Origin of the sequence: Amycolatopsis alba DSM 44262 (genome assembly GCF_000384215.1) — a bacterium.
GTDB classification, from domain to species: Bacteria; Actinomycetota; Actinomycetes; order Mycobacteriales; family Pseudonocardiaceae; genus Amycolatopsis; species Amycolatopsis alba.
Genome location: NZ_KB913032.1, coordinates 819,748 through 844,982, shown reverse-complemented (window position 1 = coordinate 844,982; position 25,235 = coordinate 819,748). Strand labels below are relative to the sequence as shown.

Sequence of the window (25,235 nt, the reverse complement as noted above, 5' to 3'; positions counted from 1 at the left end):
GGAGTTCGATGAACATCGAAAACGCCCTGAAGGAATCCATGTCGATCGCCGGGGCCATGGGCGTCGCGCTGGTCGACTACGAGAGCGGGATGTCGCTCGGCACCAGCGGAGGCGGTGATTGGCTCAACCTGGAGGTCGCGGCGGCGGGTAACACCGATGTCGTCAGATCGAAACTCCGCGTCATGTCCGCGCTCGCGCTCAACGACAGCATCGAGGACATTCTCATCACGCTGCATCGCCAGTACCACCTGATCCGCCTGCTGGATTCCGTGAGCGCCAGGAGTTCCTTGTTCCTGTATCTGGTGCTGGACCGGGATCAGTCGAATCTCGCGCTGGCGCGGCACTATCTCAAGCGCATCGAGTCGGAGTTGCAGGTCTGAAGACAGGCGTGGGTGCGGCGGCGACCACCCGGACAGGAGGGAGCCGGCGATGACCGGAGGCGCGTCCAGCCACAACGCACTCGTCGTCGGCTCGGCGCTCATGGGTGGTCTCGGGTCGCTGTTCCCGGCCGGACTGAAGCTCACCGGCGATCGTCTCGAGTTCGTGTTCGTCCTGCCGGACGGCCGGAACGGTCGGCACGCGGGCGATCCTGAACCGTCGGACCACCCGTTCGTCGCGGTCAAGGAGCGGATCCGGCTCGGCGCCGAGACCTCGGTGCCGCTGCCGCGGTTCTTTCTCGACACGGACAGCCGATGGACGCGGCTGCACGTGGAACTCACCGGCACCGCGGTCCGGGCGGTGATCGTACTGCCGGACGAACTCACCGCCCAGTCGGTGAACGCGCCGTTCCTCGGCTGGTGGCAGGACCAGGTCCCCGGTTCCGTGCGGCTGGCGGTGGACGAGATCGCGCGGATCCTCGCGCGGTGCCGTCACCGGGCAGGCGGACCGGAGCCGCTGATCGATCTGGAACTGAACTACGTGCCGGACCGGAACTTCGAAACCGTGTTCGCCCGCGCACACGAACCGGTCAGGCCGTTCATCGCGCCGGTGCGCCCGGCGTTCAAGATGCGCTGGCACGCGGTGACACCGGCGCAGCGCAAGGCGTTCACCGACGACCTGATCGACGTCACGACGGCGGGCTGGTGGCCCCGCCGCAGGCCGACCGCGACGATCATGGGGCTCGAGGTGGAGCTGCCGCCAGGGCTCTTGCTGCGGCCCCGCGCACTCCCCGGCGCGGCGAGATGAGCGGGGAGCGGGCAGGCGGCTAGGGCCGAACAGCCTCGATCGAGGAGCCACGGTCCAGGTTGTCCATGATCAGGCCGAGGGTGAAGTCGAATCGGTCGTGCCCGGTGCCCGAGGTCAGCTCGGCGGCATGGCGCCGGGTCCGCGGAAACTCGTCGGCGGGCAGCGCGGCGAACCGGTGCAGCAGGTCCTCGCGGCTGACGACCCATTCCTGGTCCTGGTTCTTCCGCCGCTGCTGGACCAGCGACTGCTCCAGGGCGTAGGCGCTGACGTATAGGGACAGGGCGTCGAGCGCCCAGGCGGCGGTCTGCGGTTCGATGCCGCCGTCGAGCAGGATCGCCAGAAGCCCTTCGCGCACCTTCAGGGTGTGGAGGTTCGTGGGGACCGTCCCGAGCGCGGCGCGGGAGATCCCCGGATATTTCAGGTACTGGTCGCGGATCTGGGTGTAGACGTCCCGGATCTGCCTCCGCCACCCGGCCGGATCCGGTGCGGGGAGGACGATCTCGGAGTAGAGCCTGCCGACGAGCAGGTCGTCGATGTCGTCCTTGTTGACGATGTGCGCGTACAGCGACGACGGCCCCGCGCCCAGCACCGCGGCGACCCGGCGGATGGTCAGGGCGTCGTATCCCTCGGTGGCCACCACCTGCAGGGCGGCGTCGGTGATGCGGTCGACCGTGATGGGCTTCTTCCGTGGTGGTGACGCTGCCGGGGCCTCGGCGGGCTGGGCGTGCCGGGCTGCCCGGCGCTGGCGGGGATCGGAGGGCATGCCGATCACTCTAGCTTGACACGAACTTAGTTCGCCAAGTAGAACTAAGTTCGTTAGCGACGAACTTAGTTCGTTGAACAGTGTTCGGGAGGTATGTGATGCGAGTTTCGATCGCCGGAGCCGGTCTGGGAGGCCTCGCCTTGGCGCAGGGGCTGCGCGGGGCCGGGATCGAGGCCGACGTGTACGAGCGGGATCCCGCGATCACCGCCCGGTTCCAGGGCTACCGGCTCGTGCTGAACCAGGCGGGTTTCGAAGCCGTGCGCGGCTGCCTGCCGCCACGCTGGCACCCGCTGCTGGACGCGATCGTCGGCGACGCCTACGGCGAACGGCTGATCCTGGACCCGCGGCTGAACACGATCGGCGAACTCGGCCCCGGCCGGACCGGGACCGTGGTCGACCGGCACGTGCTCCGGCATCTGCTGCTCACCGGACTCACCGTGCGCACCGGCGCCGCGCTGACCGGTTACGAGGTCCTCGCCGACGGCAAGGTCGACGCCCGGTTCTCGCACGGCGAGCCGGTCACCGCCGACTTGCTCGTCGGGGCGGACGGGGTCGCTTCCGCCGTTCGCGCGACGCTGTCGCCGCGGACGGTCCCGACCGACACGGGTGTCCGGTTCGTCATCGGCCGGACGACGCTGACCGAGCGTTTCGCCGGACTGTCCAAGGCTTTCGGGTCCAAGATCGCCGGGGACGGGGTGAGCCTGCTGCTCGGGGCGATGCGTTTCCGCACCCCGCCGAAGGAGGCGGCCGAGGAACTGGCGCCCGAGGTGAGCCTGCCCGACGTCCGTGACTACGTGCGCTGGGCGATGATCCTGCCGTCGGACGGTTCGCTCGGCGCTTCGAGCCCGCAGGAGGCCGCACTGTCCAGAATGGATGGCTGGCACCCGGACCTTCGCGCGCTCATCGAGCAGTCCGATCCGGACAACAGCACGCTCCTGTCCATCCGGGTGGTCGAGCCCCGCGAACGCTGGGCGCCCGGCCCGGTCACGCTGCTCGGCGACGCGGTCCACGCCACCTCACCGACCGGCGGCAACGGCGCGAACACCGCGCTTCGCGACGCGGATCTTTTGCGGCGCAGCCTGATCGAGGCCGCCGAGGGCCGCAGGAACCTCCTTGACGCTGTCGGTGATTACGAGCGGCAGATGTTCGCATACGGTGCCGAAGCCGTACGTCACAGCCTCGACGCACTACCCGCTTATGTGCCGAAAAGCTGAATCCGTTCCGTGAAGGCCTCCTTCCCTGCCCTGAGAGCAGGGAAGGAGGCCTTCACGGACCCTTGGTGAACAACTGTCCATTGTGGATCAGTAACGGGGGTTCTGGAGCCCGGAGCCGACGTACGTGTCGTTGGGCCCGCCGATTCCCGTTTCCGCGCGCAATTGCGCTCCCGGACCGGCGACAGTGAGCAGACCCCCGCCTGCCAGTCCCGCCAAAACCACCGCGAACGCCCCTGCCCAGCGCCCGCGTCGCCGTTCACCATTCCTGTGCGACAACTAGATCCCGCCCTTCTTGTGCGTTGGTGACTCCCCTTGCTGCTTTTGATCATGCAGGAGTCCGATGGGCGGTGCCACAACCCTTGCACGAGCAGGCAAGGTTCCTTGTCTGAACAGTCGCGACGAAAGCGACGGCAATTCCGTTCGCGCGGGAAGTTCCGTCAGTTCTCGCCGAGCAGCGCCAGAACGTCGTCCGCGTCGGGCAGGCCGAGGCGGACGAAAAGCGCGTGGGCCCGCCGCAGCCGGGCCGACGCTTCGCCGGAGAACCCGCGCGCCTCCAAGGTGCGGCCCAGCACGGTCAACGCGTGAGCGAGGTCGCGTTCGATGCCGAGTTCCTCGCAGCGGGCGACGGCTTCGGCCGCGTAGGTCTCGGCCTCGTCGTACCGTCCCATCGCCCGCAGAGTCTCGGCCAGCCGGTACAGGGATTGCGACGCCCTGTCGGACATACCGGAGGCCTGACTGATCTCCGAGCACGCCGTGAAATGCGTGACGGCCTCGTCGAAGCGCTCGAGCTCGTGCAGCGCGAGACCGAGAACGTAGTGCGCGGAAGCCTTGCCGGGGCGGTCGCCGAGGCTGACGGCGAGCGCCAGCGTCGATTCGCATGCCGCGACCGCCTCGGCGGCGCGTCCGCTGCGGATCCTCGCCAGGCCGGCGTTCAGCGTGGTAGCCGCCTCGGCGGAACGGTGCCCCAGCTCGCGAGCCAGGCCGATGGACTCCTCGTAACAGGCCAGCGCCTCGTCGAAATGGCGAAGGTACTGCTGGGCCACGCCGAGGTCGTTGAGCGCCTGCCGGAGGATGTTCCGCTCGCCCGTCTCGCGGGAGATCGCGACGGCGGATCCGGCGTGCTGCGCGGCCTCGGCGGGCCGGGAGGTGCGCAGGGCGGCGATGGCGAGGATCAGCAGCGCGCGTGCCCTGCTCGGGGCGTCGCCGGACCGTTCCGCGGCGTCGCGCACCAAACCCGCGGTCGCCGCGAGCCGCGGGTATCGCGAGTCGTGGCTGAGCGGGCTCGTGCACAGCAGCAGATCCGCGGCCAGGCGTAGCCACGTCGTGTCCCCTTGGCCCGAATGGGTTACCGCGCGGCGCGCGGCCACCGTGACGGTCTCGAACTCGTCTTTCGCCCAGCGCCTGGCTTCCTGGGTGTCGGCGAACTTCCCCATCGGGACGGGCAGGGGACCCGCGATATCCGCGACCGGGTCACCGGGGACGACGTGGGCGAGCGCCGCGCACGAGGTCGCCAGCAGGTATTCGAGCAGGCCGCGCAAGGCCTCGTCGGATTCCCCGTGATGTTCCGCGGCGCGCTGCGCGGCGTAGACCCGCACCAGGTCGTGGTAGCGGTAGCGGCCCGGTTCCAGTGCTTCGAGCAGCGCCGCGTCGACGAGGGACTCCAGCAGGGCCTCGGCCGTGGTTTCCGGCACCGCGAGCAGCGCGGCCGCGGACGCCAGGGAGACGGTGGTGGAGCCAGGGACGGCGAGAAGGCGGAACGTGCGCGCTTGCGCGGGCGTCAGCTGCTGGTGCCTCGTCTCGAAGACGGCCTCGATGGCGAGGTCGCCCACGCGCAGTTCGGCGAGACGGCGGCGCTCGTCGTCCACCCGGTCGGCGAGCGCCCCCAGGGTCCAGCCGGAGCGGGCAGCCAGCCGGTTCGCCACGATGCGGATGGCCAGCGGCAGCAGGCCGCACGCGTGCACCAGCCGCAGTGCCGCGTCCTGTTCGGCCGCGACGCGTCCGGCGCCGACCACGGCCCTCAGCAGGCCAAGGCCTTCTTCGGGGGTGAAGGTGTCCACCGCGAGGTGCGCGGTGAGCGGCAGCCCGGCGGGAACCGCGCGGGTCGTGAGGATGACCGCGCATTCCGCCGAACTGGGGATCAGATCCCTGACCTGGGCCGCGTCGCGGACGTTGTCGAGGACGAGGAGCACCCGGCAGCCGTCCAGCACGGACCGCAGGAGCGCGCGCCGGTCTTCGAGCCTGTCCGGTACCGCTTCGGCGGCGATGCCCAGTGAGGTCAGGAATCCGGCCAGCACGGTGCCCGGCTGCGCCGGATCCTCGCCCTCCCCGCCCAGATCGGCGTGCAGCTGCCCGTCGGGATAAGTGTCCCGGACCCGGTGCGCCGCGCACATCGCCAAGGAGGTCTTGCCGACTCCGCCCATCCCGACGATCGCCGCGACGGCCGGGGTGTCGCGGCCGGCTTCCCGCAGATGCGCTGTCAGCGAGTCGAGGAACGCGGTGCGGCCGACGAAGTCCGGGAGCGTCGGCGGCAGCTGATGCGGTACCGGCGGCCGGGACCGCGGCGGCTGCCCGGCGGTCACGGCGGGGCGGGGCACCTGCTCGGCGTTCCCCGGTTCCGGTGCGTCCGCCCCGGCCAGGAGACCGGCGTGCAGAGCGGCCAGCTCGGGACCGGGCTCCACGCCGAGTTCGTCGATGAAGCGGCGGCGCAACCGGGCGTAGACCTCGAACGCCTCCGCCTGACGGCCCGCCAGGTGCAACGCGCGCATCAGCAGGCCGTGCGGGCGTTCGCGCAGCGGATGCGCGGCGGCGAGTTCGGTCAAGGCGGGGAGCGGCGGCCGCTCGCCGTCGAGCCGCAGCTGGAGGTCGATCAGATCCTCCAGGGTGGCCACGCGCAGTTCGCTGAGCCGATCGCGCTGGATCTCGGCGAACGGCCCCGGCACCCCGGCCAACGGGCAGCCGCGCCACAGGTCCAGTGCCCCGGCGAGCAGGGCGCATGCCTGCCGCACCGAACCGGTGGCTCGCGCTTGCGCGGCCTGGCGGATCGCGGCTTCCGCACGCTGCAGGTCCAGGGCGTCCGGCGGCAGGACGATCCGGTAGCCGTCACCGGAGGAGACCAGCAGACGTGGCCGGGCGGGGTCGGGTTCCAGCAGACGGCGCAGTCGCCAGGCGTAGGTGCGCAGGGTGCGGATCCCGCCGCCCGCCGGCGGGAACTCCCAGACGGCGTCCACCAGCGCGCGCGCCGACGCCGTGCGACCGGCGCGAAGGAGGAGATACGCGAGCATCGCCTGCTGCTGCGGCGGGCCCAAGACGATCTCTTCGCCACCGCGGTGGGCGTGCATCGCCCCCAGCACGCCGAACCGCGGCGTTTCCCCGTCCGGCTGGTCGGGCACTCCCACTGGCTCCCTTTCCCGCTCGGGGCCCGGTAAACGAAGGCGTGGACCCCGAATAGATCCTACGTGGAACACGGCTCGGCAAGCTGGGACAGCTGATCCAACCACACCGGGGCGGCGCGCAGCGGAACCGAGAGAGGGAGATCCCCACATGGTTCTTTTCGCGGAACTTCTGAAGGACTATCGGGGCAGGTCCGGATTGACCCAGCAGCAACTGGCGGATTTCGCCACGTTGAGCGTCCGGGCGATCCGGGATCTGGAGAGCGGCCGGGTGCGAAGGCCCCGGCGGGAAAGCGTCGGGCTGCTGGCCGACGCGTTGCGGCTGGGCGATCCGGAACGCCTGCGGCTGCTCGCCGCCGCGGGAAGACCGGCGGACCGGCGGTTTTCGCTGTTCGTGCCGCCCGCTCCACCCGCGCCGCACGGGGCGTTGATCGGCCGGGACACGGAGCTGCGGGTCTTGCTCGATCAGGTGACCGTGCATGGTCACCGCCGGGTGAGCGTGGTGGGGATCAGCGGCATCGGCAAGACCCGTCTGGTGCTCGAGGCGGCGCAGGTGCTGCGGGCCGAGGGCTGGCGGATCGGGTGGTACGGGACCGAACACCCGGCCCATGACTGCTGCGGCGCGATCCCCGCTGCCAGAACGGGTTCGGACGAACCGGCCACGAGGCTGACCGACGATCTCGCCGGGGCGTTCGGCGAGCGGGACGCGCTGCTGGTCATCGACGGCGACGACGATCCGGCCCTCGGCCGGGTGGACGTGGGCGAACTGCTCCGCCGCTGTCCCGGTCTGCGGGTCGTGGTGACCGGGCTGGCTCCGCGATACCTGCCGGGGGAATGTGTCCTGCCACTCACCGCGATGGCGGTACCGGACGACACGGCGGATCATGATCCCACTCGATTGGGTGAAATCGCTTCCGTGGCCTTGTTCCTGTCCCATATCCGTCGCTCACGGCCGGGATTCCAGCTCCGGGAGGACAACGCGCGTGCCGTCGCGCGGTTGTGCCGCTGGCTCGACGGGGTACCGAGGGCACTCGAATACGCGGCCGGCTGGTGCCTGGTGCATCCTCCCGAATCGCTGCTGGCCCACGCGGGTCACGACTCCTATCTCCTGTCCCCGCCGGTCGGCTGCGGCTGCCAGGACCTGCTCCGGTCCCTGGCACGGAGCGTCGACGTCGTGGCCGAACGCCATCGCCGCGCGCTGGCCGAAGTGGCGGACCTGCCGCACTGGACCGTCGCCGACATCGACCACGTCGTCCCGGATCCAGCCGCCGCGCTGCACGCGCTCCTGGTCCACGGGCTCGTCCGGCCCGCGGGCGCGCATCTGCCGGAACGGTTCACGGCACTGCAACTGGTGCGGCTCCTGTACGTGAAGGACCGAAGCCCGCAGACGGCCGGACAGGCCCGGTGAGACTGCCGCTGGTTCTGCCTACCGGAACCCGGATCGGCCCTTACGTTCATTTCGTCTCTGTGGCGATCGAGGAAAGGACCTGGGAATGGTCACCTGCCCGGAATGCGAAAGCTCGGTGGTTCCGGCCGGAACGCCGGTGATCGGTGAAATCGTCGAATGCGGTGATTGCGCCACTGAACTGGAAATCATCACGCTGGATCCGATCAGGGCCGCGCTCGCGCCGGAGATCGAAGAGGACTGGGGAGAGTGACTTTCGCGGTACTCGCTTCCCGTGTGCGGTCCAGCGAGAAAAGAATCTTCGAAGCCTTCGACCGCAGAGGGCTTTCCTATCGGCACGTCGACAGCCGTGAGTGGTGGCATCAGCTCGGCGACCGCGTCCCGCATCCGGTGGTGCTGAACCGGGAGATCGGGCTCGCACGGGCGACTTACGGCGCTCACGCGCTGGAGGCCGCGGGCGCGACGGTGGTCAACTCGGCCCGTGCGACCGAACTGTGCGGCGACAAGTGGCGGACGTCCGCGGCGCTCACCGAGGCCGGGATCCCGACGCCGCGCACCGCGCTCGGGCTGACCCCCGAAGCCGCGCTGACGGCTTTGGAAACCCTCGGCTACCCGGCCGTGGTGAAGCCGTTGAACGGTTCGTGGGGACGGCTGGTGTCCGCGTTGCCGGATCGGCGGACCGCGGAAACCGTGTTGGAGTACGTCGCCGCCCTGCCCTCACCGCAGGCGCGGATCGTCTACGTCCAGGAATGGATCGCCAAACCGGGGCGGGACATCCGCGCCATCGTCGTGGGCGGCGAAGCGGTGGCCGCGAGCTACCGGCGCAGCGAGCAGTGGCGGACCAATGTGGCGAGAGGCGCCGTCAGCGAACTGTGCCCGCTGACCCCGGAGCTCGCCAAGCTCGCGGTCATGGCGGCGCAGGCCGTGGAGGCCGAAATCGCCGGGGTCGACCTCATCGAGGACGAGACGGGAGCGGTCCACGTCCTGGAGGTCAACCACGGTGTCGAGTTCTCCGGACTGCAGGAAGCCCTCGGTGACAAGGTTTCCGTCGCCGACCGGATCGTCGGCCACCTGCTGGAGAAGTCGCGGTCATGCTCCGGGTAGCGGTCGCCGGGGCGTCCGGCTACATCGGCGGCGAGCTGCTTCGCCTGCTGCACGGCCATCCGCGGGCCACGGTCGTGGCGGCCACGTCCGACCGCTTCACCGGACGCCGGGTCGACGGTCCCCATCCCAATCTTCGCGGTCACACGGATCTGTGCTTCGTCGGGCACGGCGACCTGACCGGTCTCGATCTCGACGTGCTCTTCCTGGCCACCCCGCATCGGGAGACGATGGCGCGGATGGCCGGGTTCCTGAAACTGGCCGGGACCGTCATCGATCTGTCCGGTGACTTCCGCTTGAGAGACCCGGAAACCTACGCCTCCTACTACGAAACCCCGCACACCGCGCCGGAGCTGATCCCTTCCTTCACACCGGGTCTGCCCGAATGGCATCGGGCCGAGCTCGCCACCGCCGACCGGATCTCGGTGCCGGGGTGCATGGCCACCGCGGGCATCCTCGCGGTCCGGCCCCTCGCCGAGGCGGGCCTGATCGAAGGCGAGGTCCGGGTGGACGCCAGGACCGGCTCCAGCGGGTCGGGGGCGTCGAGCGGATCCGCCGGTGCTCACGCCGAACGCAGCGGCGCGCTCAGGGTGTTCGCCCCCACCCGGCACCGGCACGAGGCCGAGATCGCGCAGGCCACCGGCCGGACCGTGCGGATGACGGCCACCGGCGTCGAGGCGGTCCGCGGCGTGCAGGTGCTGTGCCACACGACGTTGGCCGCCGGAGTGTCCGAAAAGGACGTCCGGTCCGCGTTCCGGGCGGCGTACCGGGACGAGCCCTTCGTCCGGATCGTCGCCCAGCGGCGTGGCCTGTATCGCTTGCCGGAGCCGAAGATCCTGTCCGGCTCCAACTTCTGCGACGTGGGGTTCGCGGTGTCCGGCGAAACCGGGACCGCGGTGCTGATCGGCGCCTTGGACAACCTGGTCAAGGGAGGCGCGGGCGGAGCGGTGCAGTGCCTGAACGCGCGCTTCGGCTGGCCGGAGCGGACAGGGCTCGAATTCCCCGGATTGCATCCGAACTGACCGAGACTGAGTGGGCGAATGCGGGACATACTTGTGGTCAAATGCGGCGGGACCGCCGCTGTCCGGTCGGCGGCGGTCTGCGCGGACGTCGCCGCGGCACGCCGGGACGGCAGGCCGGTGATCCTCGTCCACGGCGGTTCGGCGGACATCGACAGGCTCGCCGTCCGGCTCGGGGTGCCGTCCCGCCGTCTCGTTTCCCCGGACGGGGTGTCGACGCGGTACACCGACGTGGAGACCCTGGAAGTGGTGCAGCTGGCGCTCGCGGGCGCGGTCAAACCCCGGTTGCTGGCCGAACTCCGTGCCTGCGGGGTGAAGGCGGTGGGGTTGACCGGTCTGGACGCGGGACTTCTCGTGGCCACGCGAAAAATCGCGCACCGCGCGCTCGTCGGCGGCCGCCGCGTCGTGGTCAGGGACGACCACAGTGGACGGATCACCGGCGTGAACGAGGAGCTGCTGTCCACCCTGCTTTCCGCCGGGGTGCTGCCGGTGGTTTCGCCGCCGGCCGTTGCCGAAGACGGCCGGGCGGTCAACACGGACGCGGACCGGGCCGCCGCGGCCATCGCCGGTGCCGTGCGGGCGAGCACCCTGCTGTTGCTCACCGGGGCGAACGGGGTGCTGGCCGACCGGGACGACGAACGGTCGACGCTTCCCGTCTGCCGGATTCCCCGCCAGGGACCGCCTCCGGTGGTCACCGGCGGGATGGGGATCAAGCTGATCGCGGCGCGGGAAGCGCTGCTGGCCGGTACGGGCCGCGTGCTGATCGCCGACGGCAGGCGGCCGCATCCGGTCCGGGACGCCTTGGCGGGCGCGTGCACCGAAGTGCTGCTGGAGGAGCTGTGACGACCTTTTCGGAGACGGCCGCGATCGAACTGCTCCAAGGAATGGTGAAGATCCCTTCACCGTCCTTTTCGGAATCAGAGCTGGCCGGGCATACGGTGGACGCCATGCGCGCAGCCGGTTTCACCGCGCGGGTCGACGAGGCGGGCAACGCGGTCGGGGAGATCGACCGCGGCCCCGGTCCGACGGTGATGTTGCTGGGGCATATGGACACCGTGCCGGGGGAGATCCCGGTGCGGGTGGAAGGTGATCTCCTGTACGGCAGGGGCGCCGTCGACGCCAAGGGGCCACTCGCCACGATGATCTGCGCGGCCGTCGGCAGCACCGGGTTCCGCGGCCGGATCGTGGTCGTGGGCGCGGTGGAGGAGGAGACCACGATGTCCCGCGGCGCGGTGTGGATCCGCCGCACGCACGCACCACCGGACGCGCTGGTCATCGGCGAACCCAGCGGCTGTGACGCCGTCGTCCTCGGGTACAAGGGAAAAATCGACCTTCGCTACGAGGTCCGGTGCGAGGCGACCCACCCCAGCAACGTCACGCCCAAGGCGTCGGAGCTGGCCGCGCGGGCGTGGGCGGACCTGCTGGACCTGCTCGGCCCGGAGGCGGGCCATGCCCGCTTCGACCAACCCGGCCCGACGCTGGTGTCGATCGAGGGCGGATTGACCTCCGCCACCGCCGAGTTCAGCATCCGGATCCCGCCGGGTTTCGACCGCGACAGCCTGGTGGCCGCGTTGTCCGGGCGGCAAGACCCCGGCACCCTGCGGGTCCTCAACTCCGTCCGCGCGTGCCGGGTCGGTCGTACCGATCCGGTGGCCAGTGCGCTTTCGATCGCCATCCGAGCAGAGGGCGCCAGGCCGCGGGCGAAGGTGAAGACCGGTACCTCCGACATGAACACGCTGGCGGAGGAGTGGTCGATGCCGATGGCGACCTACGGACCGGGCGACAGCAGCCTGGACCATTCCGGCCGGGAACACATCAAACTGTCCGAGTACCTGTTCGGTGTCCGGGTACTCACCCGCGCGCTGACCGAACTGGGCGAGCGTCTCACCGGAGAGGGCCGATGACCGACGACCACACGCGTAAGGCACGGGAACTGATCGTGCGGATGTGCGCCAACCCGGAAGGCGGCCATCTGGGCGGATCGATGTCCATGGTGGAGATCCTGGTGACGCTCTACCATCACGTGCTGCGGATCGACCCGCACCGGCCACAGGCGCCGGACCGGGACATCCTGTTGCTGAGCAAGGGACACGGCGCGATCGGTCTGTACGCGGTCCTGGCGGGGCGGGGGTTCTTCCCCGAGGAGTCGCTGGCGAGCTATGGCGCTCCGGACAGCGTGTTCACCGCTCATCCGAATCCGGCGGTGCCCGGCGTCGAGATGCCGACGGGGTCGCTCGGGCACGGACTGCCGCTCGGTGTCGGCTTCGCGCTCGCCGCCCGGCTGGACGGCAGCGATCGCCGGTGCTTCGTCGTGCTGGGCGACGGCGAACTGCAGGAGGGCTCGGTATGGGAGGCCGCGATGGCCGCCGGTGCCCAGCGTCTCGACCGGCTGGTCGCGATCGTGGACCGCAACGGGCTGCAGATCACCGGGGACACGGAGGAAACCGTGGCCCTGGAACCGCTCGCAGACCGTTGGCGGGGTTTCGGGTGGACGGTGATCGAGGTCGACGGGCACGACACCGGGCAGCTCCGGGCGGCGCTGGACCGGGTTCCGCACACCCCCGGCCGTCCGACCGTCCTGCTGGCCCGCACGGTGAAAGGCAAGGGATTGCCCTACGTCGAAGACCAGGCGCGCAGCCACTACGTCCGGCTCACCGGGCGCGGGTACCAGCGCGCCCGCGCGGCGGTCCTGCGAGGTGAACGACCGTGACCGGGAACGACACGCTGACCAGGAACGAGGCCCGTGCGGCACGCGAGGTCTACCGGGACGTGCTGGTCGAACTGCTCGGCAAGGACGAACGGCAGGTGTGCCTGGACAGCGACACCGGGCTGTTCTCCTCCACCGACTGGGGCGCGGCTTCGGAGCGGTATCTCAACCTCGGTATCGCGGAGCAGAACCTGATGGGCGTGGCCGCCGGTCTCGCCCGGTCCGGCCGGATCCCGTTCGTCAACACCATGTCGACGTTCGCCGCCACCCGTGCGCTGGAAGCGGTGAAACTCGACATCGCGTGGAACAACCTGCCGGTGCGGATCGCCGCCACCCACGGCGGGCTGTCCGCCGGCCACCTCGGCTCCACGCACCATTCGCTGGAAGATCTCGCGATCATGCGGCTGCTGCCGAACATGACGGTGCTGGTACCGGCGGACGGCCCCTCGACCGAGAGCCTGCTGCGAGCGGGCGCCGATCTGCCTGGACCGGTGTACCTACGGCTCGGCCGTGGTGCGACGCCGGATCTTCCGCCGTCCGCGGAACCGGTGCGGATCGGTGTCGCGCAGCGGTTGCGGCAGGGTGCCGACGTGACGGTGATCGCCACCGGACCACACCCCGTGCTCGCCGCCGTCGAGACCGCCGAAGACCTGGCAGGCGACGGAATCGACGTGGCCGTGCTCAACATGCACACGGTCAAGCCGCTCGACCACGAGGCGATCGTCGAGGCCGCGACGCGGACGCGCGGGATCGTCACCGTCGAGGAACACTGGGCGGCCGGTGGTCTCGGGTCCGCCGTCGCCGAGGTCGTGGCGGAACTCGGGGTGGCCTGCCCGGTCCGGCGGGTGGCGGTGGCGGACCGGTTCGCGGTGGGTACCGGCGGGCACCGGCATCTGCTGGCCCGTAACGGGATTTCCAGCGCTGCTGTCACGGAGCAGGTGTGGCGGCTGCTTGGGTGAGCAGGTGGGTGACGGCGGCGCTCCGAGAGGACCCCCACGTCGCGAAAGCCACTTTCAGGACATCAGACGTCCTGAAAGTGGCTTTCGCGACACCCGAATCCCGCCAGACATGCGAGCGACCGAGTACGACACCCTTGCCTGTCGGCCCAATAGAACGACACTGACCACTCACGACCAACCCGACCGCCACCCTCGCCCGCTTGAAGTACATGAAGGCCCCCTTCACTGCGCTAGACGCAAGTAAGGGGGCCATCACGTACTTCAGACGGCTAGGTTGCGTTGTGAACGTCGCTTTCGCGACATCCGGGGTTGGCACGCCCGGCCGGGAGGTCACCGCTGGGGGAAGGCCGCCGCCCATTCCTCGTCCGCGATCTCCGAGGCACGTTCCCAATGCGGCTTGTACGCCGCCGTCGTCGCGTAAGCCGCCAGACCGTCGCGCTGCCGCCAGACCTTCTCGAAAGCGTCGGCGTACCGGGCGAGCAGCTGCCCCGATTCCGGATGCAGGTGCGCCTTCTGCAGGGCGAAGGAATCGTCGAGAACCCGCAGGGTCGCCGGGAAATCCTCGGCGCGGAAAGCCTTGATGCCGTCGAAGACCCGTTGCGCGGGCAGCGGCTGTAGCTGGTAAGGGGCGGCGGGCACGCCCTCGGCGCGCAAAGCCCGTTGCACGACGGCGCGCAGCGGACCCGCGAACTCGTCGGCGAGCCCGAATTCGGCGGGGTTCACCCGGAAACGCAGGATGTGCCAGGCATGGGTGCGGTCCGGCGGCACCTCGGGCAGCAGGAAGCCGGGATACTCGGCCAGCCGTTCCAGCAGTCTGCCGACGTTGTCCTCGCGGATTCCCGCTTCGGCGGGGAAACGCTTGAGACGGCTGCGGGTGAAGGCCGCCTGGATCGCGTTCGGTTTGCAGTTCCAGCCCAGCAGATGCGCGACGTAGCTGCGTTCACCGTGTGCCGGGATGAGCTCGCCGAACTGCCGCAGCATGGTCGCCTTGGTGGCCAGGTCCGCGTCGTCGGTGGTGATCAGGCCACCCTCGCCGCAGGTGGCGAGGTTCTTGCTCACGTTGAGGCTGAAGGTGTTCAGCGCCCCGAACGACCCGACCGCGCGGCCTCGGTACCGCGCGCCGTGCGCCTGCGCGGCGTCCTCGATCACGGCGATCCCGTGCCGGTCGGCGATCGCGGTGATCCGGTCCAGTTCGGCGGGCAGGCCGTGCAGGTGGACGACGACGATCGCCTTGGTGCGGCCGGTGATCGCGGCGTCGAGGGCAGCGGGGTCCAGGTTGAACGTCACGGGATCGATGTCCACGAAGACCGGGACGGCCATGAGATGCAGGGGAGCGATGGCGCTGCCGATGAAACTCAGCGCGGGCACGATGACCTCGTCGCCGGGGCCGACGCCCGCCGCGCTCAGCGCGATCGACAGGGCCGTGGTGCCGTTGCTCACCGCCACGCAATGTTCGGTGCCGACGTACTCGGCCCATTCCCGCTCCAGCCCCGCGATCTCCTGCTCCCCGGAGGACGCCGAGGTGAACCGCCCGGACCGCAGTACCCGCTGGACCGCTTGTTCGTCCTGTTCGGTCACCACCGGCCAGGCCTTGATCCGGAGTTCCCTGGGTACCGCCCGGCCGCCGCCGAACATCGCGAGGTCGGCCGCCTGCCGGACCGGTCGCTGGGTTGTCACCGCTGTGCCTCTTCTCACCGTGGTTCGTGGGGACGTCGCGCCTGTCAGTTTCGGCGGAAGCCGTCGCGGACGGCGGCAATCGCACCGGCAGTTCACCGCGCCTTCCCGCGGGAGTTTCCCCTGGACTGCCGCCTCGACTACCGCTGCCGCCTGCCGCCCCTCGATAGCTTTTCCCCGTGCGGGACCGGAATCGGAATGAGGGAAGACGTGACCAGTCGTTTCGCTGAACCGAATCCGGGTGAGCTCACCCGGAGCCAGAGTGTCCTTTGTGCACTCGTCGCCGACGTGCTCAGGGTGAGCGACGTCGGGATCGGCGACGGTTTCGTCGCGCTCGGCGGGGACAGCATCATCGCCATGCAGCTCGTCAGCCGCGCCAGGAAGGCCGGTCTGCGGATCACCGTCGGCGATGTGCTGCGGCATCGGGACATCGGAGCGTTGGCGGCGACGGCCACCACCGTGGACACGGCGCCCGCCGAGGACAACGGGGTGGGACCGATCGTCGCCACGCCCGTCATGCACTGGCTGGCCGAACGCGGCGGACCGGTGGACACCTACAACCAGTTCGCGGTCCTCCGCACGCCTTCGACGTTGACCGAGGCGCGGTTGACCTTGATGGTGCAGGCGTTGCTGGACCGTCACGACATCCTGCGCCTGCGCCTGACGGGGACACCGTGGGCACTCGAAACCCTTCCCGTGGGCGCGGTCACCGCGGCCGTCCGCCGGATCGACGTGGCAGGGCGCCCCGAGGAGGACCTGGCCACCCTGGTCCGGCAAGAATCGGACGAGGCGCGAGATCGCCTTCGTCCCCGCGAGGGCAACGTCGTCCAGGCCGTGTGGTTCGATGCCGGACCGGCGCGGCAGGGCATGCTCGCCTTGGTCGTCCATCATCTGGCCATCGACGCGATGTCCTGGCGCGTCCTGATTTCCGATCTGGAGACGGCGGGCCGGGAGCTCGATCCGGTCCCGACCTCGTTCCGCCGCTGGTCCGAAACGCTTAACGCGCAGGCGAGCGCGAAGGCCACGCTGGCGGAACTGCCCGGCTGGCTGGAGCGGCTGCGGCCCGGCGCCGCCCGGATCGGTGCCGTGGACAGCGTTCCCGGCCGTGACCGGGAGAGCCGGGACCGGTGCTTCACCTTGTCCCTGCCCGGCGAGTTCACCGAACCGCTGCTGACCACCGTCCCCGCGCTGTTCAACGCCGAGATCAACGACGTCCTCCTGGCCGGTCTCGCGCTGGCGATGGCCGACTGGCATCGACGGCGTGGCACGGCGGGCGACGGCACCGTGTTGCTGAACCTGGAAGGCCACGGCCGGGAAAGCGCGCTCGCGGACGTGGATCTCTCCCGGACCGTTGGCTGGTTCACCAGCCTGTTCCCGGTCCGGCTCGACCCTGGCGAGCCGGACTGGGCCGAGATCCGGTCCGCCGGGCCGACGGTGGGCGACGTCGTCAAGCGCGTCAAGGAACAACTGCGCGCGATTCCCGACAAGGGCGTCCGCTACGGCCTTCTTCGCTACCTGAACCCGGAAACCGCGCCGCTGCTGGAGAAAGCGGCTCGACCGGAGTTCTGCTTCAACTACCTCGGCAGGCACCGGGCCGCCGACTACGCCGACTGGGCGGTCATGCCGGAGTACGGGACCGGCATGGACGACACGGGTTCGGGGATGCCCATGGCACACGGCATCGAGGTCAACGCGGCCACCGTGGACCGGGAAGACGGCCCGGTGCTGCGTGCCACCTGGACCTGGGCCGGAAGCATGGTGTCCGAAGTGGACACACGCGAGCTCGCGGAATCGTGGTTCACGATGCTCCGGACCCTGGTCGCGCACGCCCGTCAACCCTGGGCGGGCGGTCTCACCCCGTCCGACCTGACCCTGAGTTCGCTCGGGCAGAACGAACTCGAAGAGATCGAATCCGAACTGCGGGCATTCTGAGGAAGGTGACACTGAAGATGAGCCAGTCGGTAGTCGAGGACATCCTTCCCCTGTCACCGCTGCAGGAAGGGCTGCTGTTCCACGCGTTGTACGACCGCGAAGCGCACAGCCCCTACCTGGCCCAGTTCGTGGTCGACCTCACCGGTCTGCTGGATCCGGCACTCCTGCGCGCGGCCGCGGGAACCGTGATCCGGCGCCACGCCACCCTGCGGTCCGGATTCCGGTACCGCAAAACAGGTCAACCGATCCAAGTGGTCCGCCGTGACGCGCCGTTGGAGTGGCGGGAAGTCGAAGTCGGCCGCGAGGACGCCGCGGACCTGATCAAGCGGGACTGGGCGCGGGGGATCGACATCGGCGGCGCGTCGTTGATCCGGTTCACCCTCCTGCGGGATTCCGCCGTCCGCCACCGGCTGGTCGTGACCGCCCATCACCTCCTGCTGGACGGCTGGTCCTTCGCCCTGCTCTTCCAGGAGCTGTTCGCGGTGTACTCCCGCGACGGCGACGCCACCGGCCTGCCGCCGGTCCGTCCGTACCGGGACCACCTGGCGTGGCTGACGGCGCAGGACCGGCCCGCCGCGGAGCGGAGCTGGGCGGCGGCACTGGAAGGGATCACCGAGCCCACCTTCGTCGCGTCCGCCGATTCCCAGAGCGGGCCGCCGCCGGAGGAGGTGGCTGTCCGGTTGACGGTGGAGACGACGGCGCTGCTGACCGCGCACGCCCGGCGTGACCACGTCCTGCTCAACACCGTGTGCCAAGGGGTCTGGGCCATTCTGATCGGCTCGCTCACCGGACGCGACGACGTGGTGTTCGGCTCGACGGTCAGCGGCCGCCCGGCGGAGCTGACCGGCGCGGACTCGATGATCGGCATGCTCATCAACACGGTCCCGGTGCGGGCGAGGCTGGACCGGACGGCGCCGGTGAGCGCGCTGTTCGAGCAGATCCAGGCCGAGCGCGCCGGGCTGCTCGCCCACGACCACCTCGGCTTGCCGGAAATCCAGCGCCTGGCAGGGTTTTCCACCGCGCTCTTCGACACCAACGTGGTCTTCGACAACTTCCCGATGGCCGACTACCAGGTGGACTCGCCCGGCGGTGAGCTCGAAGTCGGCATCACTTTCCGCGACAGCGCGCATTTCCCGCTGACCCTCGCCGTCGAACCGGGTGAGCGGCTCGAACTGCGCCTGCACTACCGCCCGGACCTGTTCACCGCCGCCGCTGCCGCCGATCTCGCCGAACGGCTGGTGCTGCTTCTGGAGCAGGTGGCCGCCGACCCCGGACAGCAGGTCGGCGCGCTGACCATGCTGTCGGCGGGGCAACGCGACCGGATTCTGCGGGAGTGGAACGACACCGCCGCCGAACTGCCCGACGTGACTCTGCCGCAACTGTGGTCCGAACAGGCCGGGCGTACACCCGACGCGGTCGCCCTGGTGTCGCCGGAGGAACGGGTGAGCTACGCCGAGCTGGACGAGCGGGTGGACAGGCTGGCGTCGGCGCTGGCCGGGCGGGGCGCCGGTCCGGAGCGGATCGTGGCCGTGGCGCTGCCGCGTTCGGTGGAGCTGGTGGTCGCGCTCCTCGCCGTGGTCAAGGCGGGCGCCGCCTACCTGCCGATCGATCTGGAGTACCCCGCCGGGCGGATCGCCGCCATGGTCGAGGACGGCGGCCCGATGCTCGTCCTGACCGACTCGAAGAGTGCCGACGCCGTCCCCGAGTCCGTCCCGAGGTTGTTGCTCGACGAACCGGTCTCGCCCGCTTCTGCCCGGCCGGAAGCGCCGTGCCCGGCGAATCCCGCCTACGTCATCTTCACTTCCGGTTCCACGGGGCGGCCGAAGGGTGTCGTGGTGTCCCACGCCGCCATCGCGAACCGTCTGCGGTGGATGCAAGGGCGGTATCCGCTCACCGGCGCGGACAACGTGCTTCAGAAGACCTCGGCCGGTTTCGACGTGTCGGTCTGGGAGTTCTTCGGGCCCTTGCTCTTCGGGGCGACCTTGGTGCTGGCGAAGCCCGACGGCCACCGTGACCCCGCGTATCTCGCCGAGCTGATGCGGCGTGAAGAGGTGAGCGTCGTCCATTTCGTGCCGTCGATGTTGCAGGCGTTCCTCCGGGAGCCGAGCGCGGCGGACTGCACGAAGCTGCGCTGGGTCTCCTGCAGCGGCGAGGCGCTGCCCGCGGAGACACAGCGCGATCTGTTCGCCACTTTCGACGCCGTCGAACTGCGCAACCTCTACGGTCCGACCGAAACGGCGGTCGAAGTGACCTACTGGGACTGCCACCGCGACGACCGGCGGAGCACGGTGCCGATCGGCAAGCCGGTGTCGAACGTGTCGGTGTTCGTCCTGGACGGCGGGCTGCGGCCGGTGCCGCCAGGGGTGGCGGGGGAGCTGTACCTGAGCGGGGTCCAGCTCGCCAGGGGGTACGCCGGCCGCCCTGGATTGACCGCCGAGAGGTTCGTGGCCTGCCCGTTCCTGCCCGGCGAGCGGATGTACCGATCCGGTGACCTGGTCCGCTGGAACGACGACGGGACACTGGACTTCGCAGGCCGGGTGGACGATCAGGTGAAGATCCGGGGCTTCCGCGTGGAACTCGGGGAGATCGAAGCGGTGCTGGCTGGCCACCCCGGCGTGGCCCAAGCCGCTGTCGTGCTCCGGGAGGACCAAGGGCTGGTCGCGTACGCCGTCGCTCGCTCTCCCGAAGTCACGGACCGGGAGCTGCGCCGGTTCGTGGCGGACAGCGTGCCCGACTACATGGTCCCCGCCGCGGTGGTCCTGGTCGAGGCCATGCCGATGACGACGAACGGGAAGCTGGACCGGGCCGCGCTGCCGGAGCCGGACCGGGCCGCGCGAACCGCGCGCCTGCCGCGGAACCCGCGCGAAGAGATCCTTTGTGGACTCTTCGCGGAAGTGCTCGGGGTCGCGCAGGTGGGGATCGACGACCACTTCTTCGACCTGGGCGGCCACTCCCTGATGGCGATCCGGCTGATCTCGCGGATCCGGTCGGTGCTGGGGGAGGGTTTCGAGATCCGGGACCTGTTCGCCGAACCCACGGTGGCCGGGCTGGCCCGGCGGACCGGTACGGCCGGAGTGGCGCGTCCCGTGCTGCGCGCCCGCGGGCGGACCGACGAGGTGCCGCTGTCGTTCGCCCAGCGACGGCTGTGGTTCCTGAACCGGATGGAACGCGGCGAGGGAACGTACAACGTGCCGGTCGCGGTCCGGCTCACCGGGACGGTGGACAGGGCCGCGCTCGATCGGGCGCTCGCCGACGTCGCGGAACGGCACGAAAGCCTGCGCACGATCTTCCCCGAGTCCGGTGGCGCGCCGCGTCCGGTGATCCTCGGGTCGGTACCGGGTATCGAGGTCGTCGAAGTGACGCCGTCGGACCTCTCCGAGGCGATGGCTGAGCGGGTCCGTCACCGGTTCGACCTCACCGAGGACGCGCCCGTCCGGGCCACTCTGTTCCAGCTCGAGCAGGATCGGCAGGTGCTGCTGCTGGTCATCCAGCACATCGCCGCCGACGGATGGTCGCTGAAGCCCCTGCTGGACGACCTCGGCCAGGCCTACTCCGCCCGCTGTTCCGGCTCGGCGCCCGAGTGGCCGCCGCAGCCGGTGCGCTATGCCGACTACACACTGTGGCAGCGGGAACTGCTCGGCGACGCCGGGGACCCGGACAGCCTGCTCACGCGTCAGCTGGGGTACTGGCGGACGCGGCTGGCCGGTCTGCCGTCGGAGCTGACGCTGCCGACGGACCGGCCGCGCCCGGCCGTGGCGGGGCATGCCGGGGAGATCGTGGAGATCCGCTGGGAGCCGGAGCTGCACGGCAGGCTTCTCGACCTCGCCAGGTCCACCGGCTGCACGTTGTTCATGGTGGTGCAGGCCGGTTTCGCGGCCTTGCTGACCCGGATGGGCGCGGGGACCGACATCCCGTTCGGGACCCCAGTCGCGGGAAGGCAGGACAGCGCGCTCGACGATCTGGTCGGCTTCTTCGTCAACACCCTGGTGCTGCGCACCGACACCTCGGACGATCCTGGATTCGCCGAACTGCTGCGACGGGTCCGCGACACGGATCTGGAGGCTTTCGCGCAGCAGGACCTGCCGTTCGAGCGCCTCGTCGAAGAAGTACAGCCCGAACGCTCGCTGTCCCGGCACCCCCTGTTCCAGGTCATGATCCAGGTGCAGCACGCCGGCTCCGGCACTCCGGACTTCGGCGGCCTGCGGGTCGAACGGTGCCCGGTGAGCTGGGATGTCGCCAAGTTCGATCTCAGCCTGGAACTGGAGGACGCACGTGACGCCGGTGGCGCGCCCGCCGGGCTGACCGGCTATCTCGAGTTCGCCACCGACCTGTTCGACCGGGTCACCGCCGAACAGCTCGCAGACCGGTTGCGGCGGCTGCTGGAGCAGGTGCTCGCCGCGCCGGACCGGCCGATCGGGGCGGTCGAGGTGCTCTCGGCGGAGGAACGGGAGCGTCTCGTCGGCGAGAGTGCCGAGCCCGCGCCGCCGACCCTGTTCCTGCCCGGTGTGTTCCGCGAGCAGGTCGCCCGTACGCCGGAGGAGACGGCGCTGGTGTTCGAGGACACGGCGTTGACCTACGCGGAACTCGACGCCCGCGCCAACCGGCTCGCGCACCACCTCGCGAGCCGGGGAGCCGGACCGGACCAGGTGGTGGCGGTCGCCCTTCCCCGGTCCGCGGACCTCGTGGTCGCGCTGCTCGGGGTGCTGAAAGCGGGGGCCGCGTACCTGTTCGTCGACACGGCGTACCCGGCCGAACGCATCGCTTATCTCCTGGAGGATTCCGGCGCGGTCCTGGCCGTCACCGACAGCGCCTCCGCGCTGCCCGGATTCGAGACGGTCCTCCTGGACGACGTCGCGGCGGACGAGGCGGAAGAACCCGTCGTCGCGCTCGCCGCGGACCACCCGGCGTACGTCGTGTACACGTCTGGATCGACAGGACGGCCCAAGGGGGTGATGGTGACCCACGGCGGGCTGGCGAATCTGCTCGCTTTCTACCGCACCGAGGTCATCGCCACCTCGGAGCGGATCCGCGGATCGCGACGCTGCCGGATGGCGTTGAGCGCGTCCCTCTCGTTCGACACCTCGGTCGTCGGGTTGCTGTGGCAGGCCGTCGGCCACGAGCTCCACCTGATCGGTGACGAGACCCGCCGCGATCCCGCCGCGATGGCGCGGTACATCGAGACCGTCGGCATCGACGCCCTCGACGTGATGCCCAGCTACGCCGAAGAACTGGTCGAGCAAGGGATGCTCGATAACCCGCCTGCGGTGTTGATGACCGGCGCCGAGACGGTCGGAGAGAAGCTGTGGGCCCGGATCCGCGAGACCGACGGGATCACCGCGTACAACATCTACGGGCAGACCGAGACCACTGTGGACAGTCTGTTTTGGACTTCCGACGAGAGCGACCGCCCGCTCATCGGCCGCCCGATCGCCGACGTGGAGGTGTTCGTGCTGGACGAAGGACTGCGGCTCGTCCCGCCGAGAGTCGTCGGGGAGCTTTACGTCGGGGTAGCCCAGCTGGGCCGCGGCTACGTGAACCGTCCCGCGCTGACCGCGGAACGGTTCGTGGCGAACCCGTTCCGGCCCGGACGGCGCCTGTACCGGACCGGTGACCTCGTCCGGTGGACCGCGGACGGCGCGCTGGAATTCCTCGGCCGCGCCGACGATCAGGTGAAGATCCGCGGCTTCCGGGTGGAGCTCGGCGAGGTCGAAGCGGCCTTGGCCCGCCACGAAGACGTCGTGCACGCGGTGGCTGTGCTGCGCGAGGACCAGCCCGGCGACAAGCGGCTCGTCGGATACGTGCTGGCGCGTGACGCGGACCTGGACGTGAAGCGGCTGCGCGATTTCGCGCGGGAAAGCCTGCCGGACTACATGGTGCCGTCGGCGATCGTCGTGATCGACGAACTGCCGTTGACCCCGAACGGGAAACTCGACCGCGCGGTGCTGCCGAAACCGGCGTACGCCACCGGAACCCGTCGTGCGGCACGCAATCTCCGCGAGGAACTCCTGTGCGGGCTGTTCGCGGAGGTCCTCGGCCGTGACTCGGTGGGGATCGACGACGGGTTCTTCGACCTCGGCGGCCACTCGCTGCTGGCGATGCGGCTGAGCGGCCGGGCGCGTTCGGTCCTCGGCGTGGAGCTGCCCGCCCGGCTGCTGTTCGCCACCCCGACCGTGGCCGGGCTGGCGGACAGCCTGGACGAGGCCCTGCCGGGCAGGCCGCCGCTGCGCGTGGGAAGCCGCCCGGAGGTGCTGCCGCTGTCGTTCGCCCAGCAGCGGTTGTGGTTCCTGAGCCGGTGGGAGGAGACCGGGACCAGCTACAACCTTCCCGTCGCCCTGCGGCTGTCCGGTCCGCTGGACCGGGACGCGCTCGAACGGGCGCTGGCCGACGTCGTCGACAGGCACGAGGCCCTGCGGACGATTTTCACCGAACAGGACGGCAAACCGGTGCAGTCGGTGCTCGCGCCGGGATCGGTGCGGCCGGAACTGGCGTATCGCGAAGTGCCGGAGATCGAGACGGCGATCCGCGCGGCGGCGGAGCACCAGTTCGACCTGGCCGCACGGCCGCCGATGGTCGCCCACCTTTTCGCGGCCGGCCAGGAGGACCACGTCCTGCTGCTGGTGTTCCACCACATCGTCTGCGACGGCTGGTCACTCGGACCGCTTCTGCGGGACCTGTCCGGCGCCTACGCCGCCCGGCTGCGAGACGGCACTCCACAGTGGAACGCGCTGCCGGTCCAGTACGCCGATTACGCGCTCTGGCAACGGGAACTACTGGGGACGGAGATGCTGGCCGGGCAGCTGGACCACTGGCGGAACCGGCTGGCCGAGCTGCCGGTGGAACTGACCCTGCCGGTGGACCGGCCGCGCCCGGAGACCAGCGACCACGCCGGGGCGGTGGCGGACATCGAGTGGGGCCCCGGACTCCACCGAAGCCTGCTCGCGCTCGCCAAGGCGCACGACTGCACGCTGTTCATGGTGGTCCAGGCCGCGTTCGCCGCGCTGCTCAGCAGGCTGGGCGCGGGGGCGGACATCCCGATCGGCACCCCGGTGGCCGGCCGGACGGACGACGCGGTGGACGAGGTCGTCGGGTTCTTCGTCAACACGGTGGTCCTGCGCACCGACGTCTCGGCGGACCCGAGTTTCGCGGAGCTGCTCCGTCGCGTGCGGGACGTCGACCTCGCCGCATACGAACATCAGGACGTCCCGTTCGAGCGGCTGGTCGAAGCGGTGAACCCGCCGCGTTCGGCCGGTCGCCACCCGCTCTTCCAGGTCATGGTCCAGCTCCAGCACGCGACCGCCGAGCCGGAATTCGCCGGGCTGCGAGCGGTCGAATGGCCGGTGCCGTCGACAACGGCGAAATTCGACCTCCTCGTCGAGGTGGAGGAGCGCCTCGACCACGAAGGCGCGGCGGCCGGGCTGGCCGGGGCCTTGACGTACTCGACGGCGTTGTTCGATCCCTCGACCGGTGAGCGGCTGGCCGAACGCCTGCGGGGGCTGCTGGAACAGGTGGCCGAGGACCCGGACCGGCCGATCGGTGATCTTGACGTGGCACCCGTGCAGGAGCGGCCCGGTGGTGTCGTCGAAGGCCCGCCCGAGGTCGTGGCACCGGCCGCCACCGGCCCGCGTTCGCCGCACGAAGAGGTGCTCCGCGGGCTGTTCGCCGGGGTGCTCAGCCGGGACTCGGTCGGCGTCGACGACAACTTCTTCGCTCTCGGCGGGCATTCGCTGCTGGCGACCCAGCTGATCTCCCGTGTGCGTTCGGCGCTGGAACTGGAACTGCCGATCCGTGAGCTCTTCCGGTCCCCGACCGTCGCCGGGATCGCCGAATACCTCGCCACGGCCCGGCCCGCGCGGCCGGCGCTGCGACCCACCATCTCCCGCTGAGAGG

The 25,235-nt window shown here is 70.3% G+C and carries 17 protein-coding genes; 13 read left to right on the top strand and 4 right to left on the bottom strand.

All coding sequences use genetic code 11. The features are described 5' to 3' along the window. The first annotated feature begins 8 nt into the window (after window positions 1-8). A complete protein-coding gene (locus AMYAL_RS0103725; protein WP_020629965.1) occupies window positions 9-380 on the top strand; it encodes a hypothetical protein in 372 nt (123 codons plus the stop codon). Window positions 381-429: 49 nt separating this feature from the next. After that, window positions 430-1,185 carry a hypothetical protein gene (locus AMYAL_RS0103720; protein WP_020629964.1) on the top strand — a complete coding sequence of 252 codons (756 nt, stop codon included), beginning with the start codon at window positions 430-432 and terminating at the stop codon, window positions 1,183-1,185. Between the two features lie 19 nt (window positions 1,186-1,204). On the opposite strand, the gene AMYAL_RS0103715 is transcribed toward AMYAL_RS0103720, so the two are convergent. Then, complete coding sequence (locus AMYAL_RS0103715; RefSeq protein WP_020629963.1) at window positions 1,205-1,957, bottom strand: TetR/AcrR family transcriptional regulator; 753 nt, start codon at window positions 1,955-1,957, stop codon at window positions 1,205-1,207. 89 nt (window positions 1,958-2,046) lie between these two features. Here AMYAL_RS0103715 and AMYAL_RS0103710 point away from each other — a divergent pair, with 89 nt between their 5' ends. Then, window positions 2,047-3,162: an FAD-dependent oxidoreductase gene (locus tag AMYAL_RS0103710; RefSeq protein ID WP_020629962.1), complete on the top strand. Its 1,116-nt coding sequence runs from the start codon at window positions 2,047-2,049 to the stop codon at window positions 3,160-3,162. Window positions 3,163-3,249: 87 nt separating this feature from the next. Here AMYAL_RS0103710 and AMYAL_RS50780 read toward each other — a convergent pair whose 3' ends face one another. Both AMYAL_RS50780 and AMYAL_RS0103705 read right to left on the bottom strand, forming a co-directional pair. Beyond that, window positions 3,250-3,384 (bottom strand): hypothetical protein, encoded by a 135-nt coding sequence (locus tag AMYAL_RS50780; RefSeq protein ID WP_280632799.1) that lies wholly within the window; start codon window positions 3,382-3,384, stop codon window positions 3,250-3,252. 215 nt (window positions 3,385-3,599) lie between these two features. Beyond that, window positions 3,600-6,551 carry an AfsR/SARP family transcriptional regulator gene (locus AMYAL_RS0103705; protein WP_020629961.1) on the bottom strand — a complete coding sequence of 984 codons (2,952 nt, stop codon included), beginning with the start codon at window positions 6,549-6,551 and terminating at the stop codon, window positions 3,600-3,602. A gap of 151 nt (window positions 6,552-6,702) precedes the next feature. On the opposite strand from AMYAL_RS0103705, the gene AMYAL_RS0103700 reads away from it, so the two are divergent. The 8 genes from AMYAL_RS0103700 (at window position 6,703) to AMYAL_RS0103665 (ending at window position 13,742) form a co-directional block, all read left to right on the top strand. After that, window positions 6,703-7,959, top strand: a complete 1,257-nt coding sequence (locus tag AMYAL_RS0103700) for a helix-turn-helix domain-containing protein (protein ID WP_020629960.1) — start codon at window positions 6,703-6,705, stop codon at window positions 7,957-7,959. Window positions 7,960-8,044: 85 nt separating this feature from the next. Continuing rightward, window positions 8,045-8,209 (top strand): lysine biosynthesis protein LysW, encoded by a 165-nt coding sequence (locus tag AMYAL_RS0103695; RefSeq protein WP_020629959.1) that lies wholly within the window; start codon window positions 8,045-8,047, stop codon window positions 8,207-8,209. Continuing rightward, window positions 8,206-9,060 carry a RimK family alpha-L-glutamate ligase gene (locus AMYAL_RS0103690; RefSeq protein WP_020629958.1) on the top strand — a complete coding sequence of 285 codons (855 nt, stop codon included), beginning with the start codon at window positions 8,206-8,208 and terminating at the stop codon, window positions 9,058-9,060. The genes AMYAL_RS0103695 and AMYAL_RS0103690 overlap by 4 nt, the downstream gene beginning before the upstream one ends. Further along, a complete protein-coding gene (gene argC / locus AMYAL_RS0103685) occupies window positions 9,048-10,079 on the top strand; it encodes an N-acetyl-gamma-glutamyl-phosphate reductase (protein WP_020629957.1) in 1,032 nt (343 codons plus the stop codon). Before AMYAL_RS0103690 ends, argC begins: the two co-directional genes overlap by 13 nt. Window positions 10,080-10,097: 18 nt before the next feature. Next, window positions 10,098-10,919, top strand: coding sequence for a [LysW]-aminoadipate kinase (locus AMYAL_RS0103680; protein WP_039793782.1), 822 nt, complete (start codon window positions 10,098-10,100; stop codon window positions 10,917-10,919). Further along, complete coding sequence (locus AMYAL_RS0103675) at window positions 10,916-11,980, top strand: M20/M25/M40 family metallo-hydrolase (RefSeq protein WP_020629955.1); 1,065 nt, start codon at window positions 10,916-10,918, stop codon at window positions 11,978-11,980. Before AMYAL_RS0103680 ends, AMYAL_RS0103675 begins: the two co-directional genes overlap by 4 nt. Next, the gene (locus AMYAL_RS0103670) at window positions 11,977-12,786 is read left to right on the top strand and encodes a transketolase (RefSeq protein ID WP_020629954.1); all 810 of its coding nucleotides are present in this window, start codon (window positions 11,977-11,979) and stop codon (window positions 12,784-12,786) included. The genes AMYAL_RS0103675 and AMYAL_RS0103670 overlap by 4 nt, the downstream gene beginning before the upstream one ends. Further along, window positions 12,783-13,742, top strand: a complete 960-nt coding sequence (locus AMYAL_RS0103665; RefSeq protein WP_020629953.1) for a transketolase family protein — start codon at window positions 12,783-12,785, stop codon at window positions 13,740-13,742. The genes AMYAL_RS0103670 and AMYAL_RS0103665 overlap by 4 nt, the downstream gene beginning before the upstream one ends. Before the next feature lie 330 nt (window positions 13,743-14,072). Here the strand turns inward: AMYAL_RS0103665 and AMYAL_RS0103660 are convergent, their stop codons facing one another. After that, window positions 14,073-15,419 (bottom strand): DegT/DnrJ/EryC1/StrS family aminotransferase, encoded by a 1,347-nt coding sequence (locus AMYAL_RS0103660; protein WP_020629952.1) that lies wholly within the window; start codon window positions 15,417-15,419, stop codon window positions 14,073-14,075. 207 nt (window positions 15,420-15,626) lie between these two features. Between AMYAL_RS0103660 and AMYAL_RS0103655 the strand changes: the two genes are divergently transcribed. Beyond that, a complete protein-coding gene (locus AMYAL_RS0103655; RefSeq protein WP_020629951.1) occupies window positions 15,627-17,348 on the top strand; it encodes a condensation domain-containing protein in 1,722 nt (573 codons plus the stop codon). A 17-nt stretch (window positions 17,349-17,365) separates the two neighbouring features. Next, a complete protein-coding gene (locus AMYAL_RS0103650) occupies window positions 17,366-25,231 on the top strand; it encodes an amino acid adenylation domain-containing protein (RefSeq protein ID WP_026466711.1) in 7,866 nt (2,621 codons plus the stop codon). Window positions 25,232-25,235: the final 4 nt, after the last annotated feature.